Raw genomic sequence first — 20,234 nt, forward strand, 5'->3', positions numbered from 1 at the left:
GACTACCCACCAAGATACTAATACATTTCTATTTTGAGATGATTTCAGGACTGCTGATTGTTTTAATGATAAACCTGTTTGTCAGTTCATTTTCATCAGGAAATCCGCAATCAAATTTAATGGTATGCTTTCCAGACTTAAGGCGTGGAATGGGCTGTTTTAATGCAATTTCGTTCTTAAAACTCCCCTTATTATCATAAATTTTAAGAGTTGTTCCATTGCATACAACTGAGTTTCCTGCTTCATATTCGCCCGGCAATTCAAGTTTAAAATATCCATCTAATTCAATCCACGGATTACTGATTACACCTTCTTTTCCCATAAAAGTAAGGGTAAAATTTAAGGGTTGTTCTGCATTACCATTTACAAACTGCCATTCCGAAAAGGTTGGTTGTCCAGGCTGAAGCACCTGCTTAGTATGTTCAAATTTGAATTTTTTAAATGGATATAGTTTCCAACCCTGGTTATTATGTTCCAGATGAAAATCGTTTTCCGGATTCTTTAATCTTGTCAATTGATCAGGAGAGAAAATTTTCTTTTTATAAGCATCCTGCCAAAGCTTGATCAGAGCTAATAGCTGAGTAGTATTTGGATTTTTTTGCAAATTTTTATAGCGTGCAACCAAAGCAAAACCTGCATGGTAACCGGCAGCTCTTGCCATCATCCATTCGATGTCATCTGCCGTTGTTGTTGAAGAAAGTAAAAACCATCCCAGCATATTAGGCATGTAATTTCTTTCCAAAAAAGGTTGGTTTTCCAAACGAAAATCTCCCTGGGATTCACGAAATCCGCCATACCATGGTTCTCCCCAGTTCCAATAATGACAAATATGCCAATAATAATGACTGGAACGACTTGTGCCGTTAACCAAGGTCTGCTTGGTATCCTTGAAAACCTTTTCGGCAAAAGCCTGCATACCATAATCACCTTCCCCCGAGGATAGACATCCTTCATGACCATCAAAATCCATTTGGCTAACCCCAGTTTCAGTAAAAAAACGACCTAAAATCCCTGCAATTTCCTGTTGAAGGCTAAAATTTGTAAAAAGCGTGTTATAGGGATAATCCATCATCATCCCTACTGCTGCCCCTTTTTCCTGAGCGGATGCTTTTGTTCCATAAGCACCTCGCTGGCAATCCAACAATTTGAATGGGCGTTCTGATGTCACTTCACGGAAACGGATAATTTCTTCACCGATTTGAACAGCATGTAATGTACTTGGCTTTATGTTCTTAAAATACTCATTAGATTCAACAACAATTTCAGTAGCAGACGATGTGATGTTTTCTGTTAGGATGGAGGAACCAGTTAAAGCAAGGCGCTTGTCGGGCAGCGGTGTAACATAAGGATCATTCGTATTGATAAAATTACTAAGTGTGTGTACACCTATACGAATCCCTTTTTTTGATGCTTTATCAACACAAACTTTCATTCCCGCATTCCCATTTGGGAAACTTGCAGGATTTAAAACAAAATGGCCCCAGGATTGAAACGGACTTTCATGGTAAACGGACATGAGTTCTGCCTGTTTTGCATAATTCAATAAGGTATCTATATTACTTTCATCAAAATCCGTAATCATGTAGGCCCTCCCGGTTTCAGGGGACTGTTTATGCCAAACCCCGTTAATCAATGGATGTGGAAGCCCCTCGGCAAGCTCAATTGTTCCAATACGAGATAGCACTTGATTTTCGGAACATCCAAAAAGGGCAATCTTTGAACCTATTGTAGTTTCATTGGGTATTGCATTAACCGGCATATTCGGATATTGATTCCAAACCGTGATTTTGCGGTCTTTTGATCGATCCAGACTGAATGCCTGTAAACTACTCCCATAGGACTGACTAACCGCCACCGAACCTCGCGAATAATCCGCCCCTTCAGCATTTTTTAAAACACCTCCAATGGTTTTTACGTTTAATGATTGAAGCCCGATCGCATATTCACCATCACGTACCACCCCAACCACTTCTCCAATCGTTTGCCCAATAATAGTTGGATATGCGCCCCAGACAACTGCATTTACTTTATCTTTTGTGTTCAAACGAATTAATTCGAAAACAAGGTGGGTTTTCTTTTGGACAACTTTTATTTCTGCGGAAACCTTGGCCTTCATAAAATTCAGGATAATGACACCTGATTTACTATTAAATACAGCTTGAGCCGGCTCTTCCCATTCCTCGGCGACACGAACACTTAATAAAGGGGCCTTTTCTCCGATAGCAAGGTAATTTTTTCCAGTCTTAGGATTTAGCATTGCGGCGACCTGACCAGTCTGGGAAATGCTGAGGCTCAGATCGTCTGTTTTTAGATTGATTTGCTGCGCAGATGCATTAAAAAATTGGACCAAAAGTGTAAAAATAACCAGGACTGTTTTTTTCATGAATAAAAAGGAATCTAATTTATACTTCGGTTTTCACCAGTAAAAGAAATGAAATTGAATAAATAATAAAGCTAAAATATAAATTGAATCCCTGATAAACTATTCAAATTTTGACACTTGTTGATGCTTTTTTGACCTATGGCGCTGAAGTTATGGCTTTCAATTTTGAACTTTTTGAACAAGATGCATATCAAAAGATTTTTGTTTCTTTTGCTTTTCGTAATGGCAAAAGCGCCGGCGTGACCCAGGCTTGAAATCTTACTCAATTTTTTGGTAAGCCACCGGATAGCGCTTTCTGAACATCGCGTAGGTCGCACTGACCATCACTAAGGCTACCACGGCATCTGTGGCTGTCCCAACACCAATGACGGCTACTTTTGACCCGAATGCGAAGATAATATCAAAGAAGATTCCGGCAAATACCCATTCTTTTAATCTCAGCAATTTGTCGGGAATCAGGAGCACGATGACGCCCGATATTTTAGCCACCCCCAGCAGGTAAATAAAATGCGCAGGGTAACCAAGTTGCTGGGTAATTTCCCAAACCAAAGCATTTTTGGTCAGTTCAAAGAATCCGCTTGCACCGAACCATAGGGAAGTTAAAACGATGCCGATCCAGAAGGTTATGTTTGTTGTTTTAGTATTCATGATTTCTATATTTATGTACTGTCTTACTTAATTGTTTGCAATTTATTTTACCTTAATGTCTTTAAATTCGCCGGCGGTGAATATTGCCCTGGTGGCGCTGTGTATGACGCTGCTTTTTCTATCCTGCAGCAGACCGATGATTTCCCATCCTGTTGCGCTGTATGCTTTGGGTAGTTCAATGCTAATCTGGCCTTTTTCGGGTTGATCCAGCTGGAAAGTCTGTAAGCTCCTTACAATCTGCACATGACTCAATGTACGGCCTTCATTTTCCCCACGTTTGATCTGATGAACTGCGTTCTTTTGAACGATCGCGATCAGCAGTTCATCGTCAGTTGTTTTTCCGGTTACCTGGTAATCGAGGCTCATTTTTGCGCCCTGCTGCTTGCCCTGCAGTTGCAGTGTGTTGACTGCGCTACCGCTAATGCCACTTGCTATGGCATAATTCATCGCTGACGCATTGGAACCTACGAATTCCGTTTTACCATTAACCACTACTTGCGGTGTGTAAACCTGTGCGCGAAGCTTGCTTGCATACTGATACTGACGTTTGCTGTAATCCGGATTGCTAAACACATCACGCCAGCCCTGGTTATCCCAGTAATCTACATGGTAAGACAAAGCATAAACGGGTTTGTCTCCGGCTTCGCGCTGCACTTTAGCCAATAGCTCGTCTGCTGGCGGACAGCTGGAACAGCCTTCGGAAGTAAAGAGTTCGAGAACGACGAAGCCATCCCCTTTTATCGTTTGTGAGATAGATGATTTGGAGGCCATTGATCTATTGGCCAGGGTCGCGGTCAGCAATAAGATGACGGCTAATGCGCAAAGCATGGTGAGTTGTATCCTTTTCATAATTTGAATCTTTAATTTGATCCAAACTTAGGGACTAAGGATACCCAAAAACAGGAGATTCGGATTGAATCGGACAATTGGGATCGCCACATAGACAGGGCGCCCCTTCAATTGGATTGTTGTTAACGGTTCTCCATCCAGGATAAGAAAGAGGTCGATTTTTCTTTATTGATAAGCAGTTTATCCGGAGTTTCGATTACCAATTTCACATATAGCTTACGCAGGAAATAATGCTCAATCTCCTTAATTGCACTGAAGTTGATCAGGTATTGTCGGTTCACCCTAAAAAACTGCTTTTGTGAAACCGAGCCGGTAACCTGATCCAGGGATTGGTTCAGGGAAAATTCTTGTCCGTCGAAGCACATGATCGAAGTGGACTCATTCCGGATGTAGAAATAGGCGATTTGTGCGATCTGTACTGTGGTATATTTCTGGTGCTTGAATACCAGGAAACTCGTCTTCTCCGCAGGTTGAACCATCTGGATCAGCAGGTCGCTCAGATCCGGAATCGTCTTTTGCTGAAAGAAGTTTTTCAGGTCATCCACTTTTTTCATGGCCCCGGCAATATCTTCTTTTGAAAATGGCTTCAGCACGTAATCCACTCCGTTACGCTTAAAAGCCTCAAGCGAATACTCGTCAAAGGCTGTACAAAAAACCACCGGGCAGCTAATTGTTACCGATTTGAAAATCTCAAAGCTGAGGCCATCTGCCAGCTGAACGTCCATGAAAATCAGGTCGGGCTGTGGTCCTTTGGATAACGCCGCTACCGACTCTTCTATACTTTGGTACGCGCCCGTGATTTTGGCATTGGGTCGGAGTTCCCGGAGTATATTTTCCAATGATTTGGCGGTTCGTAATTCGTCCTCAATGATGATGATGTTCATAGATTAATGGAAGTTTGATTTGAAATAATTGCTGGTCGTTCAGGATCTCCACTTTCCTGTCCAGCAAATGACTGTACTTGAGTTCAATATTTTTGAGACCAACTCCCAGAGAGCTTTCCTCATTATTCTTTAGCTGTATCTGATTCTCCACTACCAGCATTCCTGCTTCGCGGTAGATACTGATGTTTAATGGCCGATGTAAGGAGACGATGTTATGTTTCAGGCAATTCTCCACAAGCAGTTGTAGGGTAAAGGGCGGAATAAGCGTTTCCAGCACTTCATCATCCAGTTTGCTGGTAAATATAAAACCATCATCAAACCTGGCCTTTTGCAGGAAAAGGTAGGCGTTGAGGATATCCATCTCTTCACGAACGTGAATGAGATCCAGCTTGCGGCTCTCTAAGGTGTATCGGTAAAAGTTAGCCAGTTTCAGGATGAAATCTACCGACTGCTCATCATTGCTCTCCACCATGGCTTTCAGGGTATTCAGACTGTTGAAAAGGAAATGCGGATTGACCTGTTGTTTGAGCAGGTCATACTGCGCGCTGAGGTTGTCGTTTCTGAAGCGCTCCAACTCCATATTTACGTGTTGGTTCTCATAGTTCTGCTGCAGCAGGTTTAAAAACATATAGAAGACCAGGTTAATCAAGATCCCCCGAACCTCTACCATCAGCATCGTGGGGCCAAATTCAATATGGGAAAGTATTAGCTGCTGGATATAAGCCAGTGCGAGCATTACAGCGAGTCCGAATAACAGGGACTTCAGTAGTTTACGGTAAGAGATCTGCTGACCCTGGGTCTTATTGCTTTTTCGCGAAAGCATATAGATATTGAAGTACCACATCGTTACCGCAAAAGCCGCTGTGATACCTGCATTCACCGCAGCTTCTAAAAGATTGAACTGATGGGAAGCAAGTTGAGGCACTGAAGACAATACCCCCAGCACGATAGAACTGCTCCATATAATGGTATTTGATATCTTGAAATTCATTTTTTTCATGGATAAGCCAGGTGAGGTTAATCTGCCATTCTTATTTTTTCACGATGCTGCTTGCCCCACCGGATCATCTCCAGGATAATGGCCCCAAAAGAAAGGCAATAGTCTGTTTCACTGTATTCGACCAGCACTGGTGTTGAGGGTGTGACGGTTCTTTTGATCAGTTTATTGGCTTCCATATCCTTCAATTCCCTTGAAAGCATCCGGGTAGTGATACCCGGAATGCTTCTTTGTATGTCGCGAAAGCGCCTGTTCCCGTTACAGATCGAATTGATGATCATTAGCCTCCATTTTCCGCCCATGACGTACATGGTATCCTGCAGTGCCTGGATTTCTTCCTTTTGATTTCTGGGATCGGAAAGTATTTCTCCCGACTTACGGATAAGTTCTTCATTACTCATGATGTACTACTGGTTAAGGATTGCTTGCAAGATACTAAGATACGAAAGCTTATAAACTCATTCCCCCGTCCATCACGATTTCCGCACCGGTGATAAAACCGGAAGCCTCTCCGGCGAAATAAGCCACCATTTTAGCAACATCATCCGCAGCACCTATTTTCCGGAGCGGAATGCGCTCAATCATCCAGTCATCCAGGCCTTGTCGGCTGGCCTGGTCAAGCCCGAGTTTATTTAGAATCTCGGTCTGCGTTGGTCCTGGACTTACCGCATTCACACGTATCCCCCGCGGAGCCAATTCTACAGCTGCGATCTTCATTATTGAGTTCAGCGCCGTTTTGCCCGAGCTGTAGATAGAGGAGTTGGCTCCGCTCATGCTCGCCACGTTCGAGGAGAGGAAAACTACCGACGCACCATCATTCAGAATTGGAATAAAGCGGCTCAACGTAAAGTATGCTCCCTTAAAATTGACATCCATCACATAGTCGAAATCCCGCTCGGTTGCATTTTCAATCCCTGCACCTGCCAAAACTCCTGCATTAATGAACAGGATATCGATCCTGCCAAATTGTGCGCTCACTTTTTCAGCAAGTTCTTCAATAGCCGAGACCCGGCCCTGATCACTCACAAAACCGTTTACACCCAGGTCTGCAGCCGCTTTTTGCAGCGCATCTTCGCGTCTTCCGGTAATGATGACTTCCGCGCCCTGTAATTTTAATTCTTTCGCAGTCGCATATCCGATGCCACTGTTCCCTCCTGTGATAAGGGCTATTTTTCCTTTTAGCGTTTCCATATTTTTCTATTGTAAATTTGAACAAAAGTAAAATGCATTTGGTATAATTTTGTTACCAGTATAATCAATGATACCAGATAAACCATTATTCCTGACATCATTCCGACAATACCATAGCATCATTTTATTTGTTCATATCCAGTGGTTTATACGGCTACTGAAATTTCTACATTGATATTGTTTCTGCTTGCTTTTGAATAAGGACAGGTCTGATGAGCAGCTGCTACGATGCTGGTTGCTTCTTCAACAGAAAGACCTGGGAGGTTAACCTGTAACCTGGCCTGTAAGGCAAAGCCCTCTTCTCCTGTTCCCAGGTCAACTTCAGTGTCTACAGAGGTTCCTTCCGGAAGTTTGATTTTTGCAGCAGCGGCATTGTGTTGCATAGCGCCGATGAAACAGGCAGACCAGCCGGCAGCGAACAGTTGCTCGGGATTGGTACCTTTGCCAATACTTCCCGGAGTAGACAGCTCGATGTCTAAACGCCCATCTGTGCTCTTTGCTTTACCTTCTCGACCTCCGGTGATGTGGACTTTTCCAGTATATAATACTTTAGTGATTGCAGATCCGCCAGTGGCGGTTAAAACTGTTTGATTTTTCATTGTATTTGAATATTTAAATTTTTGAATGATGATGATTGTGAGTTATTCATGTTTATCGGGCCCATGTGGCAACCTCAAGGATAGCATCCGCGAAAGCTTGCGGGGCTTCCTGCGGAAGGTTATGGCCAACGCCACCGTTAATGTTATGGTGTGCATATTTTCCTTTAAAGCGAATGGCATAGACGCTCGGATCGGGATGCGGCGCTCCGTTGGCATCCCCTTCCAGGGTTACTGTAGGCACGGTAATGTAAGGAGCAGTAGCGAGTTTAGATTCCAGGGCATCATATTTAGCTTCTCCTTTAGTGATCCCTAATCTCCAACGGTAATTGTCAATCACAATTTGTACGTGATCAGGGTTTTTGAAGGATGCTGCAGAACGGCTATAAGTCTCCTCGCTGAATTTCCAGGTGGGCGAAGCCGTCTGCCAGATCAGTTTATTGAACTCAGCGGTATGTGCCTGATACCCTGCCTGGCCACGATCTGTAGCAAAGTAGTACTGGTACCACCAGGACAGCTCGGCTTGTGGTTTAAGCGGCGCCCTGTTACCAGCCTGGCTGCCGATCAGGTAGCCGCTCACAGAAACCAGTCCTTTCACGCGCTCTGGCCATAATGCGGCCATGATATCTGCGGTACGTGCACCCCAATCAAATCCGCCGACGATGGCATTTTTGATTTTCAAAGCATCCATAAAGGCAATCATGTCCACGGCAAGGGCAGATTGCTGACCGTTACGTGGCGTTGCAGCAGACAGAAAGCGCGTGCTGCCATAACCGCGCAGGTAAGGGATGAGCACCCTATAGCCTTTAGCGGTCAAGATTTCGGATACCTCTTTGTAACTGTAAATGTCATATGGCCAGCCATGAAGGAGCAGAACGGGCTCACCATTGGCCGGACCCGCCTCTACATAACCAATATTGAGTACACCTGCCTTTATTTGTTTGATGTGATTAAAAGGGTCCTCGAGCTGCCTGAGCGTACTGTTCTCAGCTATCGTGATTGGTTTTGCTGTAGCTGAAGAAAATAAAATCAGCTGTAGCGCTGCAAATATAAAGGCTAGTCTTCCTAAGCAGTGGCGAGGGGATATAGATTGATCTTTCATTGTATTTTATAGTATTTGTTGATTGATAAGGTAAATTTAGTGCTGCCGGGACCTGAGAAAAATCATAACCGGGCTGAAGTAGACAAGCTTAAACGCCAACCAGGCATTTGGGGGGTCGAACGTTTAAGTTCAATTTACTCCGATGGTCGTTTTTTCTTTTTCAACTGAATGGTGATCATACCGCAGCTTTGTGGATCCCGTTCAAATCTCGCCGTTGATATTGCGAGTACGGAAGCGAAGGCGATCATAGCTGCCGCAAGCCGCCTCCTGATTTCAACTGCCAGGTCCCGGGCCGAAAATAAGATGATGCTAATTTTCATAATTACTGTTTATTAGGTGATTTGATACCCCAAAACTACCAGGACAGGCTATGAAAAAACGAGTAAAAAACCTTGGGTCAGACAAATCGGGCCATGACCCAGACAGCCTGGTGGCTGAATTTTCTCCGAAAGCAATCTTCAAAAAAATCCCCCAAGGGATTTTCGATTTGGCTTCTTTATAGGAATATATTAAATTTAGCAACGACCAACTTACAAAGCCAGTTAGCATCCCCACCGTTTATGAAATTTTTTGTACTATTTATTTTGTCTTTCCTATTGGTATCTGCCCTACCATTTCTCTGGAATCAATTTTCATTTGTTAAAGCAGGCTTTCCCTTTCCCTACCTGCAAAGAATGACCTTTKAGAATTCAGAATTCACATCCACAACAATCTCGTTTGTAAGGGTAAATTTTGCGTATGATTTGATTTTAGTAGGGATTTTTGTTTGGGCATTCTATAAATTCAGCGCAACCATAAAAGGTAACACTTCATCTAAGCGTCCTTTTGAGAAATAAATGAATGAGAAAAACCTTAATTTTAATTTTAATTGCAATCGCCACAATTGCCTCAATTTATACCCTGGTCCATTATATTAAAATGGATGGATTTTCATTCTCCTGGATTCTGAACTTCATGTTGATGTTGTTTGTGGTTGTTTTTACCGCAGTACTAAAAAGTCCACTTGGTTCTTCCTACTTTAACGAAAAGGAATGGGAACGGAGAGGAAAAACATATGAATATCTCGGAATTAATTTTTTCAGAAAATTATTGGTTTGGATTGGCTGGGAAAAGGTGATCAGAAAATCAAACCCCATAGAAAAAAACACCAAAGCTTTAGTGAATTTGCATTATCAGACAAAAAAATCTGAACTAGACCACTTAATTATTCTGCTGATCGTCCTGGGGTTTAATGTTTTTGTGGCATTCGAATATGGAGTGCTCAAATCTTTATGGTTACTCATATTAAATGTCTTACTAAACCTTTATCCCATTTTCCTTCAACGATATAATCGGCCAAGAATAAAACGAGCTATAAATTTAAGCAAACGAGCTATCTAATTTGATCGCCTCTTTTAAAAGCTTTTTTATTGGATTTTCATCAATTTCCTCTGCGGTTTGATAGATTTTGTAAAAAATTTGCTTGTTTGTTCCATGAGACAGAAAGTGATCATAGTCATTTAATTTATGCCCATACCAAAAACCTAAAAGAACGCCTTTTTTGATACCTCCCCTGGGAACAGTTGAAGGCCAAATAATACATATCCCTTTGTTGCCATAAAAAAACGGAACATTGTATGAGATTTTCTCTTTACAGTATTCGGGAAGGGACTCAATAATTATCTGTCGCAATACGTCGACAATTATTTTTTCTTCTTCAGGAAGGATAGTAAACAGATCAACAAGGTTTCTGATTTTCATTGGAATTGGTTTTGCTACATGTATTGCCTATTCAAACTCAGTGATAGATTATTTTTTCAGCGATCCTAAATGCTTATAAGTATTGAGCAGCACACCTGTTGGTGTGGTCGATGTGCTAACGAATTCGAGCTCACGCGCGTCAAAGCTGTCAGAAAGAATGCGTTTGCCTTTACCCAGTAATACCGGGTATACAATCAGGATAACCTCATCTATCAATCCCGCGTTGAGTAGCAAAGGTGTCAGTGATATACTTCCGGAAACGACCAGATCGGGCCCGTCGGTCAACTTGAGTTTGCGAAGCTCCTCGATGAAATCTTCTCCAAGATCTTTCACTGGTCCCCATTTAAGGCTTTCCGGTCTGTGCGTCACTACGTGTTTGGTTGCAGCGTTTATAGCGTTCGCCATCGGAAAGTCTCCGGCATTTGGCCAATAGCCCAACCACTCATCGTATGTGCGTCGGCCAATTAGCAGGTCAAAACCAGGACCGTATGCGTCAAGAAGCATAGCCAATCCGTCAGGGGTCCGGTATGGTGCAGTCCATGCGCCATATGCATAGTTTTTGTCGTGCTCAATCACGCCGTCAAGCGAGATATGTTCGAAAATTCTGATCTTTCTCATTTTGATGCTATTTAGTATAATGATGATTCAAATTTAAAGAGGACAGGCTACCTGTGTGAGGTGTAATTGCGACAATATGAGGGTGTTTTTCTCCTCTAACGCGCAATATCCTTTAACACCCAATCCATCTCCAGGTCCTTATTTGCTAAATAATCCTCAATAGTGTAGGAAATTGATACATCAGGCATTAATCCACGCCCGTCAATGTTTGTAATGTCACCAAAATAGGCCGGCATGTTGCCATAAGCGAGTGAAAGTTTACTGGTGGGAAGCGTCATATTTTTGATTATCCCTGCAGTCCAGACATTTTTACTGCCTCCGGTTTCTTCACCAACAAAAGTTACGTTTTTTAGGTTTCGCATATTTGCTGCCAGTAAACTGGATGCCGAAAAACTACCACCATTTATAAGTACATATATTTTGCCTTTAAATATGCTGGTATCAGGTGTAACAATGGGATAATTTAATTTAGATGCCTTTTTAACCCAGTCCCGTATTTTTGGATTATCATACAGTAACTTTTGCCGGCTTATTTCTGCCGGAAGCTTGTAGAAATAGGTTGGCGTATCTATTAAGAAACTATATATACTTGATGCCCAACCGATTTCTCCTCCGGTGTTTCCGCGCAGGTCTATTATTAATGTTTTTAATTTTCTCTTTTGAATGTCCGCAAAAATACCGTGATACCCTTCATAATTAGCGCCATTAAAAAAGGTCTGGAGTTTAAGGTAGGCAATGCTACTATCAGCCGTTAATAATTTATACGCTGTATGTGGGGGCAGGGCAACACTACTGCTATCATAACCAGGTTTTTGAAAGGCATTTAGTGTGATTTGTTGCGTACCTTTATTGGAACTGAGCTTAAAGTTCAAAGGTTCCCTTTTCGGATATAAAAAACGATAACGTTCTGCAAATAGGCCGCCGTTCATCAGGAACTCTTTATAGGTAGTATTATAACCATCTGAGGTAATGTAGTGGCTCAAGCTATCTATCAATTTAGCGGCTGGAACATCATTAATACTTAAGATCTCTGTACCCTTAGCTATTGTGGAATCGACAGATAAATTTTCGCTGATAAATAGCCTGTGTGCTATTACCCGGTAATTAAATTGATAAATAGGGTGCTGTAATGTTGGCTTCTTTAAAAATGCAATATCAGAGGCGGTAAATTTCGAGTAGTCTATGTTGATGGTTAAATGACCATCGCCGATATAACTGATAACGCTTAATAGTTTAACATATAGACTTATGCTGGTAAGTGGTTGTTTTATGGTCATCCTTAAACTATCAAATTTATGGTCAAGATCTTTTTTACTGATATATAGATAAAGATTTGGATTTTCTTTTTCTAATGTGTTTTGCACGAGGTAAACATCTTTTTTAAGATCAGCGGGTTGATGCAGTTTTACAGACATTTCATCAAGATATTGCGCTTTACTATACGTACTTAAGAGTAGCAGGCAGATAACTGAGATAAAATAATTCATCGACAAAATGGAATTTATTAAAGGTAATAATTATGGCAGTTTTTTAATACATGGACTTTGTTATCCACAAAACTGTATCGGCGCTCCGCAAGTTGCGGAAAAATGCAACAGTATAATAAAACGAGCTAATCAGTAAACTACTGTAAATCAACCCCGTGCCAAAACAAATGTAGTTAGGCATTATTATGTAGCATACTCTAAACATAAATAACAAGAATATTTAATTGAACTTTAATATAGTAATTATGAAAAAGATCATTTTATCAGCAGCAATTTTAGCTGTAGCAGGATTAACCTCAGTAAAAGCAAGCGAAATCAAAAATCCAGTGATGATTAGTGTTCATCAGGATAGTACAACCAAAACTCCGGTAGAATTAAAAGATCTTCCAGAACCAGTGCAAAAAACTTTGCAAACAGATCCAGTTAAAGAATGGACTCCAACAGCTGCATTTTTGGTAACAAATGCAGATAAATCAAGCTTTTACCAAATCGATGTTAAAAAAGGTGAGGAAACATCATCTTTGAAAATTGACAAAGACGGTAAAATAGTACAATAACATTTCATCTTAGTCAGAACCCCTGAATAGTTCTGATAAAATATAATCACAACAGCATTCCCTTAGTGATTGAAAAGGGCTGATGATGATTGAAAGGGGCTGCTTTTAAGCAGCCTTTTTTATGCATATATATTCCGATTAAGTGTTTACCAAAGATGACTACTTCACAAAATCAATACGCTGCACCAGATAGGCCTTTCCAAAGTTAGCTGGATCATGGGTTACTGTAGCTTTGATGAACTTCCATTTTGCTCGGCCTGACTGGTGGTTTAGCTCCCAGTTGTTACGTATTTCTAAAGCATTTTGCCATATTTTCTCCAATTGGTCTTTCACCGTCTGACTTGCGTAAGTGAGTTCCAATTTATCCCGGATATATTCATACTTATCATTCCATTATGCAGCAAAACCTGAATATGGAATTTCCAGATTATATCATAACAATGGAAAAAAGAAGCAATGAAAACCGCATGATCATAAAAGACGTAGATGACTAGTACATATTTTATGATAAATGAAATAAAGTTATTAGACAAAATACACTTGCAGAAGTATTTGCATCTGTTCTCGATGTTAAATTCCGGAAAAATTGAAATTGCCGAGTTCGAACAATTGTTTCTTGAAATCAAATCTCAGGATGAGTATGGGCAGTTGGGAAAGTTTGACGAGAGAATAGGAAAGGTTTTAGATACCCTCTATCTCGACATCAGATATTACTCACTGGCTTACTTGTATGATCCTGATGATTTTGTTAATGTTAATTTAATTAATTTTAATGAATGTGAGTTAATAAGAAGAGCAAAAGAGGCTTTTAAGAAGTTACAGAAACTGCAAAGCGTTAATAAAATTTAAGCTCAAACGTTCAATTTTTTTGCCTTCTTTTTGGGAGGTGCAGATCGTTAAGATCTGGCACTACTCTAGTCCCCTACATATTCGGCTCTGGTCGAACAAGGTTCGAACAATTTCGGTCTCAGCGTGTAGCAAAAGGTGACTATATTATGTGTAACACTACCTGGACCAAAGGCCACCTAAGGCCTGATACTCGATTTTCGGTGACGGCATGATAACCGTGCTGTACAAAACGTTTCTTTTATTTTTCATATCATTTCTAATTGATTAAGCGAAATTACTTTGACATATTTCAGCCTGAAGAGCTTAGATTGCAAATAAAATTGTAAACTTTGTAAATAAAATCTTGACATTATGCATGTTAACCGAAATCTCCTGTCCGGGAAACGCAAGTACCTGTTCGGGTTGTTGCTACTCTTGTTTATTTCTGTAATCTGCGTGGCTTTCAGTAGGAAGGATGGTGACGACTTTGATATCGCCAGGAGAGAAGTTTTGCTACGAAGGCTTGGACATGAGATACTCTTACAGTCGGGCGACAGTACATCAAGAGTGCTTCCGGTAAAAAAGATCGCAGAAAATGAATACCAGATCAGGTTTGAGAATGAGCTTACTTTTCAACCGGACTCGCTGGTGAATACTACTCAGCGCTTGTTGGGCAAAGATCAGCTGGCACGTGATTATGTTGTAAACGTAATGAACTGTAGCAATGCCAGTGTAGCCTATGGATACGCAATATCCAAAAATAAGAAAGATGATATTGTAGCATGCTTAGGAAGAAAACAGCCTAGAGCATGTTACATGATCAACATCAAATTTAAACCGCCGGGCATAAGTGTAGCAAAGAATGAATATTTTTTGGGAGGTCTGTCATTTTTAGCAGTTGTTGGGTTTTTCTTTTTGAGATCTGTTAAGCCTCGGAAGGCCTTACCTAACAGTGGGCATGCTGATATGTTCACTTTGGGCTCAGTGTTGTTCGACGTGAAGAATCGTAAGCTCATGACAAATGGAGAGACAACAGACCTGACCGGAACGGAAACCCGTGTACTGCGMATTTTCGCCTCGTCTCCTAACGAGATTATAGAGCGAAGTCGACTGCAAAAAGAGATATGGGAGGATGAGGGTGTTATTGTAGGTCGCAGTCTGGATATGTTCATATCAAAACTTAGAAAAAAATTGGAAATTGATCCGAATATCAAAATTGTTGTTGTTCGCGCCAAAGGATACAGGCTTGAGATTAGTTCTTAACAAGACTGAATGTATTTGCTGCTGTCGGTATCCAGGAAAAGTACTGCCCCGTTATGTTTTCGTAATACAGTTGACGGAAAATCGCTACATATGGGCTTGGTTAGTGTATTTAACACAGCCTGTGCTTTTGCCTGTCCGGGTACCACACAATTGATAATCTTTGCACTCATTAGAACGGGGATTGTTAATGTTAGCGCCTGAGTAGGTACATCGTCTAGACTAGCAAAACAACCATCATTAACCTGCTGCTGCCTGCAGGGCAAATCTAATGTAACCACCTTTACGATTTCAGGATCACTAAAATTGGCAACGGGCGGATCATTAAAAGCAAGATGCCCATTTTCACCTATCCCCATACAAACGATATCAATCGGATGATTTTCAAGTAACCTCGAATAACGTTTACATTCTGATTGAACGTCATCAACATTTCCATTCAAGTAGTTCACAGACTTAAAATTGAACTTATCAAATATGCGCTCTTTTAAAAAATTCCCAAATCTTTGGGTTGCATTTTCATCCAAATTGATATACTCATCCATATGAAAAGCATTTACGTGCTCCCATTTAATGTCCTCGTAAAAAAGCGCGCTCAAAAATTCATTTTGTGAAGGAGCTGCTGCAAATACGATATTAACGGAATCTTTATTTTTCAAAACAGCATTAATCTCGATGGCGAGCCGGCTCGCTGCCGCAGCTCCCATTAATTTTCTTGACTTGTAAACCCGAAGCTCAGGCATGCTTAACTCTTTTTTTTTCACCACCAGATATAAATTAAATTGATTTTACATATATACTTTTCCCAGACACTATGGTTTGCATAATGTTTACATGATCATCGAAGATGACAATATCAGCGTCCTTACCTGCCACCAGTGATCCTTTTCGATCTCCTATGCCGATTATATTTGCCGGACTAAGAGAAGCCATTTTAACGGCATCTTCCAGGGTAGCATCAGCCATTTCCACCATATTTCTAACCAGCTTATCCATCGTAGCAACACTACCCGCAAAGGCAGTTCTGTCTTTCAATTTAGCCACGTTATCTTCAACAATAACTTCCAGGCCATCACGTCGACTACCAAGAATACTTGGCCCTGGCGGCATACCTGCGGCGCGCATTGCATCAGTAACCAGTGCAGTTCGGTCTGCCCCTTTAATTTTGAGGACAAGCTTAAGTAACGGCGGAGGAAGATGAATGCCATCAGCAATGATTTCTACAGTCATTGCATCAAGCAGATAGGCACTTTCTATCACTCCCGCATAACGGTATGCATTTCGCCTCGAAACACCCGACATACACGAGTAAAAATGTGTAGCATGAGTAAAACCTTTTTCAAATGCCGGCAATACCTCTTCGTATATCGCATTGGTATGTGCAATGGATGGCAAAATACCTTTTTCAGTCAGGTATTGAGCAAATTCTAAGGCTCCCTTAAGCTCAGGTGCTGCACTCCAGCGTTTAATAGCCTTAGAACCCGCAATAATCTCCTGATATTCTGCCGGATCCGGCGCCCTGATATATCTTGGATCTTGTGCCCCTCTTTGCTCCATAGAGAAATATGGTCCTTCAATATGTATCCCTATAAACTGTGCGCCTTTAACATTTCTGACATCGGCAGTTTCATAAACACTTAAAGTATCAAGCAAATCCTGATGCTCACTACTTAATGTTGTAGGCATGAGTGCTGTTGTACCATGTTTAGCGTGTAATTCTGCAATTGCCAGAAAGCCATCCAGCTCATTGTCCATAAAATCGTGACCACCACCACCATGAACGTGTAAATCAATAAATCCAGGTGCAATGTAATTACCCCTTGCATTTATTTCTAATGCCCCTTCTACATGAATATCTGAGGTGCTTACGTCAAGAATCTTTCCTCCTTCAATAATGATACACCCCCCGTTAATTATACGATGGGGAGTAATTATTTTACCATTATATAGCTTAATCTTTTCCATTTTCTTTAGTATTATTTAAGCCTCTTCAGCCTATCCAGCAATACCTTGATTTTCGCATTTCTAAGCTCATTTTCCTGAGCAATTTCTGAAGGGTACATGATCTCTGAATTGAGCGCTATAAACTTCTTATCCAGTTCTTTAGTAGGTAGCGCTTCAAGCTCAGGAATTAGTACCTTAAGCTTTTCGGCGGTCATTTCCGGAGCATTTGCCCGGGATTCTATCGACTGATAAGTAAGATATTGTATACGGATGGCTGCCATTAAGCGGTAATGTTCAAACTCTTTTGCATTTTTAACGGGCTTAAGCTTCAGGAGTATAGCAGATGCTTTTTTGGTACTATCTAACATTTGATCAATACTTAAATCCGTATTGATCGGTTTTCCTTGTGTAATCTCGAAAGGAACCGCCGAAACCGCTTTCCAAAACGCATTAGCACTGTTTTCATCAAAACCATATTGCGATTTGGCATAACCGTAAATGAACTTTTCTGTATCAAGTGCCTTCCCGGACTTTATGGATTCAAGAAATGCCGCGATAAGCATATTAAATCCGCTGATAGGATAAACACGTCGGATTGCATAAAGATCTACGATATCCCTGGTGGTTTCAAACACGGGAGAATACAATCCGGAGGTAGACCAGGAAGTCATAATGATGCCTTTGTAGCCCAGCTCTTTTGCCAACGGAACAAAATCAGAAATATTTTTAAAGTGTTTTCCCCATTGGGTGAGAAAGTAATTATCGGGATGACTCCTTATTGATGGTGCTCCCCATACTTCAAAACCACTATGCATGAGTTTTTCATGGTCACCAAACATATTGATGTCCCATCCATAATTCCAGTCGATAAAAATGGTCTCTTTTGGTAAACCCTTTAATGCCTCCGGATATTTCAAAGCGATGTCTGCCCAAAGTACCGGTCTCTTACCCAATCCAACTACAACATCGCAAAGCATTTTGATATAATCGCCATATAGCCTTCCGATACCGACTGCTTTAATCTTCTTTTTGGATTCTTCTGAGTGTCCCAGCAGATAAGTCTCATCACCACCAATATGGATATAAGGAGAATTATGTGTAGAAATCAAGTCCTGATAAAGCGTGGTAAAAAGCTTTTTAGCCTCAGCCTCGCGAATTGGATTGACCTGAGAGTAATCTTTCTGATCTTCTCTCAGGTCTTTGTATTTGGGATTTCTAAGAATGTATTCAACATGTCCAAAGCTCTGTTGAAGTGGTATGACATCAAGTTTTATAGAAGCACCGTAAGCAATAAAAGCCTTTACTTCATCTCTTGTATAAGCAAAACGATTAGGAATCAAAGGTTCGTCCTGAAAAGGATAAGTTGCCTCCCATTCCATAACCAGCGTATTAATGCCACCCTTAACCAATTGCAGCGCAAGTTTTCTAAGAGCGGGCATAGGAATGGCCTGAATGCGCAAATCGAGATGAAATCCCCTTACCGGAAATGGTGAAACCGGATCGTTTAACCCTTTTTGAAATGCATTTGCATAGTCAAAAAATGTAGTTAAAAGCATTACAAGAAATACTGTTCTTTTCATAATTTATATTTTTGTTCGGACTTACTGATTTAAGCAAATGCCAGGCAAAATCTATTTAATTGCGATATCCAGGCTGATGTCTGATTTAAAATACCCTCCGTTATGATCTCTTGCCTCAAAAATGATCTTATCCGTATTGCCCGATCCCCCATATAGGTATTTAATGGCTCCTTTTGCAATATCAGCCTGCGAAAAAGAGGCATTTGCAGCAAGCGGAATCCCATATTTAACTAAGAATCCGGCCGTAGGAACCTGTTTTACGGAGTAGGTAATGTTATGATCAGTTGTACCTTCCATTTTCAAATTAGCCAATGTTAACGGTGCAATCTGCTCAAGGGCAGAAACATTAAGCACACTTACCTTGCCGAGTGTTAAAACTGTTTGCGGTGGAGAACTAATAGTAATATAAGAACTGTAAAGTCCATTAGAGAATTCCCTTGGGCGAACCTTAATAAAATTATCAACATTGTGTTTTAAAAACACGTTGATAAAGGTTTCATTATTTGCGTAAAGCTGACTAACTGCTGAGGTAACATCAAAAGAAACCCATCCAACTGTTTCTCCGGGAATAGATAAAGTTGACATAGGAACAGAATTGTAGGTCGGAGCATTGTTCCAGGTGATTGCATTTTCCGCCCAATCTTTATTTTCACCTAAATGTGCAGAAAAGGAGAATGTGGTAGCAGGCGTTAACCCTGTGGTATACACATAAACATACATCTTTGCGGCGCCAATTTTGTCGCCAAAGCTTGGTTTTTCCAGTGGGTACTGCATTACACCAATACGACCAACAGTAGCATCTGCGGAACTTACCGCTTTTAAATCTATGGTTGCCACATCGTTGAAATTGGCATTTGAGTTACCAGAACCGCCGCGAACGTAAACGTCTTTAGCCACATTGATTTTTTGTGTAATCACATTCCCCCCCTCATCGGCCTCATCCGGTTTATCGTCCAGCAACCTGTAGAAAGTAAACTGAGCAGTAACCTGGGCTACGCCGTTGTTAAATTCCAGATCCTGCGACCGTACCACTGCCGCCGTGGATCCTAATGTTGAATTCTGATTAATTCTCAGCACATATTGATCAGATGCGTTTGATGTTCTGGAGTAGTAAATATAGTTTCCATTAATGGTTTCTATTTTTCTTGTCTCATCAAGACTAAGATCAGTGGATTTTAATTTCCCTTTTATGATCAGATCGCCCAACAGGTTTTTAAGAATAATGGGAGGTACCTGATCAACACTGGTATACCCTACCGTTGCCAAAAGCTGTTTAACCGCGGGATTGGTGAGCAGTACCATAGTATAATCCTCGCTTTTACCCAGCATATCCATCAAGCCCGAACGTTTCACTGCTGAAGCAAAGAGATCAAGTTCGGTTAAATCTGAACTGTGGTCTGCAAGTAGAAACTGTTGTATGGTTTGCTCCTTAAGGTTAGCACCTGCATCAGTTCCGTTACTATCTTCATTTTTCAAAAGCTCGAGTTTGCCACAACTTACAATTGTGAGCACACACATGCAGAGAAAAAGTACTTTTGGGTAAAGATTTAATTTTTTCATCTTTAAATAT

22 protein-coding genes are annotated in these 20,234 nt (G+C 41.1%); 4 read left to right on the forward strand and 18 right to left on the reverse strand.

All coding sequences use genetic code 11. From position 1 onward, the window contains the following. Window positions 1-28: 28 nt before the first annotated feature. The 10 genes from AC1DDK_RS03885 to AC1DDK_RS03930 form a co-directional block, all read right to left on the reverse strand. Complete coding sequence (locus tag AC1DDK_RS03885; protein ID WP_337715801.1) at window positions 29-2,383, reverse strand: hypothetical protein; 2,355 nt, start codon at window positions 2,381-2,383, stop codon at window positions 29-31. 258 nt (window positions 2,384-2,641) lie between these two features. After that, complete coding sequence (locus tag AC1DDK_RS03890; protein ID WP_172660888.1) at window positions 2,642-3,031, reverse strand: DoxX family protein; 390 nt, start codon at window positions 3,029-3,031, stop codon at window positions 2,642-2,644. A gap of 42 nt (window positions 3,032-3,073) precedes the next feature. After that, a complete protein-coding gene (locus tag AC1DDK_RS03895) occupies window positions 3,074-3,880 on the reverse strand; it encodes a DUF1223 domain-containing protein (protein WP_337715802.1) in 807 nt (268 codons plus the stop codon). Window positions 3,881-4,002: 122 nt separating this feature from the next. Continuing rightward, the gene (locus AC1DDK_RS03900; protein ID WP_337715804.1) at window positions 4,003-4,719 is read right to left on the reverse strand and encodes a LytR/AlgR family response regulator transcription factor; all 717 of its coding nucleotides are present in this window, start codon (window positions 4,717-4,719) and stop codon (window positions 4,003-4,005) included. A gap of 25 nt (window positions 4,720-4,744) precedes the next feature. Further along, window positions 4,745-5,755, reverse strand: coding sequence for a sensor histidine kinase (locus AC1DDK_RS03905; protein ID WP_337715806.1), 1,011 nt, complete (start codon window positions 5,753-5,755; stop codon window positions 4,745-4,747). A gap of 26 nt (window positions 5,756-5,781) precedes the next feature. Continuing rightward, window positions 5,782-6,162 carry a winged helix-turn-helix transcriptional regulator gene (locus AC1DDK_RS03910; RefSeq protein WP_172660892.1) on the reverse strand — a complete coding sequence of 127 codons (381 nt, stop codon included), beginning with the start codon at window positions 6,160-6,162 and terminating at the stop codon, window positions 5,782-5,784. A 49-nt stretch (window positions 6,163-6,211) separates the two neighbouring features. Then, complete coding sequence (locus AC1DDK_RS03915; RefSeq protein WP_337715808.1) at window positions 6,212-6,952, reverse strand: SDR family oxidoreductase; 741 nt, start codon at window positions 6,950-6,952, stop codon at window positions 6,212-6,214. Between the two features lie 146 nt (window positions 6,953-7,098). Beyond that, window positions 7,099-7,551 carry an organic hydroperoxide resistance protein gene (locus AC1DDK_RS03920; RefSeq protein WP_337715810.1) on the reverse strand — a complete coding sequence of 151 codons (453 nt, stop codon included), beginning with the start codon at window positions 7,549-7,551 and terminating at the stop codon, window positions 7,099-7,101. A 52-nt stretch (window positions 7,552-7,603) separates the two neighbouring features. Continuing rightward, complete coding sequence (locus AC1DDK_RS03925) at window positions 7,604-8,650, reverse strand: alpha/beta fold hydrolase (protein WP_337715812.1); 1,047 nt, start codon at window positions 8,648-8,650, stop codon at window positions 7,604-7,606. Between the two features lie 134 nt (window positions 8,651-8,784). After that, entirely contained in the window at window positions 8,785-8,970 is a 186-nt protein-coding gene (locus tag AC1DDK_RS03930) for a hypothetical protein (RefSeq protein WP_337715813.1), read from the reverse strand. Between the two features lie 520 nt (window positions 8,971-9,490). Here AC1DDK_RS03930 and AC1DDK_RS03935 point away from each other — a divergent pair. Continuing rightward, entirely contained in the window at window positions 9,491-10,030 is a 540-nt protein-coding gene (locus AC1DDK_RS03935) for a glycosyl-4,4'-diaponeurosporenoate acyltransferase CrtO family protein (protein ID WP_337715815.1), read from the forward strand. Here the strand turns inward: AC1DDK_RS03935 and AC1DDK_RS03940 are convergent. From AC1DDK_RS03940 to AC1DDK_RS03950, 3 genes are all read right to left on the reverse strand, one after another. Further along, window positions 10,010-10,390 (reverse strand): DUF1801 domain-containing protein, encoded by a 381-nt coding sequence (locus AC1DDK_RS03940; RefSeq protein WP_337715817.1) that lies wholly within the window; start codon window positions 10,388-10,390, stop codon window positions 10,010-10,012. The two genes, AC1DDK_RS03935 and AC1DDK_RS03940, sit on opposite strands and share 21 nt — an antisense overlap. Window positions 10,391-10,438: 48 nt before the next feature. Further along, the gene (locus tag AC1DDK_RS03945; protein ID WP_337715818.1) at window positions 10,439-10,966 is read right to left on the reverse strand and encodes a dihydrofolate reductase family protein; all 528 of its coding nucleotides are present in this window, start codon (window positions 10,964-10,966) and stop codon (window positions 10,439-10,441) included. Window positions 10,967-11,103: 137 nt separating this feature from the next. Then, window positions 11,104-12,495: a S41 family peptidase gene (locus AC1DDK_RS03950; RefSeq protein WP_337715820.1), complete on the reverse strand. Its 1,392-nt coding sequence runs from the start codon at window positions 12,493-12,495 to the stop codon at window positions 11,104-11,106. A gap of 245 nt (window positions 12,496-12,740) precedes the next feature. Here AC1DDK_RS03950 and AC1DDK_RS03955 point away from each other — a divergent pair, with 245 nt between their 5' ends. After that, window positions 12,741-13,052 carry a hypothetical protein gene (locus AC1DDK_RS03955; RefSeq protein ID WP_048903995.1) on the forward strand — a complete coding sequence of 104 codons (312 nt, stop codon included), beginning with the start codon at window positions 12,741-12,743 and terminating at the stop codon, window positions 13,050-13,052. Between the two features lie 159 nt (window positions 13,053-13,211). On the opposite strand, the gene AC1DDK_RS03960 is transcribed toward AC1DDK_RS03955, so the two are convergent. After that, a complete protein-coding gene (locus tag AC1DDK_RS03960) occupies window positions 13,212-13,412 on the reverse strand; it encodes a hypothetical protein (protein ID WP_172660901.1) in 201 nt (66 codons plus the stop codon). Between the two features lie 126 nt (window positions 13,413-13,538). Here AC1DDK_RS03960 and AC1DDK_RS03965 point away from each other — a divergent pair, with 126 nt between their 5' ends. Both AC1DDK_RS03965 and AC1DDK_RS03970 read left to right on the forward strand, forming a co-directional pair. Next, window positions 13,539-13,901, forward strand: coding sequence for a colicin immunity domain-containing protein (locus AC1DDK_RS03965; protein ID WP_172660902.1), 363 nt, complete (start codon window positions 13,539-13,541; stop codon window positions 13,899-13,901). Window positions 13,902-14,252: 351 nt separating this feature from the next. After that, on the forward strand, window positions 14,253-15,143 hold the full coding sequence (locus tag AC1DDK_RS03970) for a winged helix-turn-helix domain-containing protein (RefSeq protein WP_337715822.1): 891 nt from the start codon (window positions 14,253-14,255) through the stop codon (window positions 15,141-15,143). Here AC1DDK_RS03970 and AC1DDK_RS03975 read toward each other — a convergent pair. The 4 genes from AC1DDK_RS03975 to AC1DDK_RS03990 are packed head-to-tail and all read right to left on the reverse strand — an operon-like array spanning window position 15,140 to window position 20,224. Next, on the reverse strand, window positions 15,140-15,904 hold the full coding sequence (locus AC1DDK_RS03975; protein ID WP_337715823.1) for a glucosamine-6-phosphate deaminase: 765 nt from the start codon (window positions 15,902-15,904) through the stop codon (window positions 15,140-15,142). The genes AC1DDK_RS03970 and AC1DDK_RS03975 overlap by 4 nt on opposite strands. A 13-nt stretch (window positions 15,905-15,917) precedes the next feature. Continuing rightward, on the reverse strand, window positions 15,918-17,105 hold the full coding sequence (gene nagA / locus AC1DDK_RS03980) for an N-acetylglucosamine-6-phosphate deacetylase (protein ID WP_288879689.1): 1,188 nt from the start codon (window positions 17,103-17,105) through the stop codon (window positions 15,918-15,920). Between the two features lie 11 nt (window positions 17,106-17,116). Next, window positions 17,117-18,664: a family 20 glycosylhydrolase gene (locus AC1DDK_RS03985; RefSeq protein ID WP_337715825.1), complete on the reverse strand. Its 1,548-nt coding sequence runs from the start codon at window positions 18,662-18,664 to the stop codon at window positions 17,117-17,119. A gap of 51 nt (window positions 18,665-18,715) precedes the next feature. Further along, on the reverse strand, window positions 18,716-20,224 hold the full coding sequence (locus tag AC1DDK_RS03990) for a CBM96 family carbohydrate-binding protein (protein ID WP_288879684.1): 1,509 nt from the start codon (window positions 20,222-20,224) through the stop codon (window positions 18,716-18,718). Window positions 20,225-20,234: the final 10 nt, after the last annotated feature.

It is taken from the genome of Pedobacter sp. 05T44 (genome assembly GCF_056395985.1).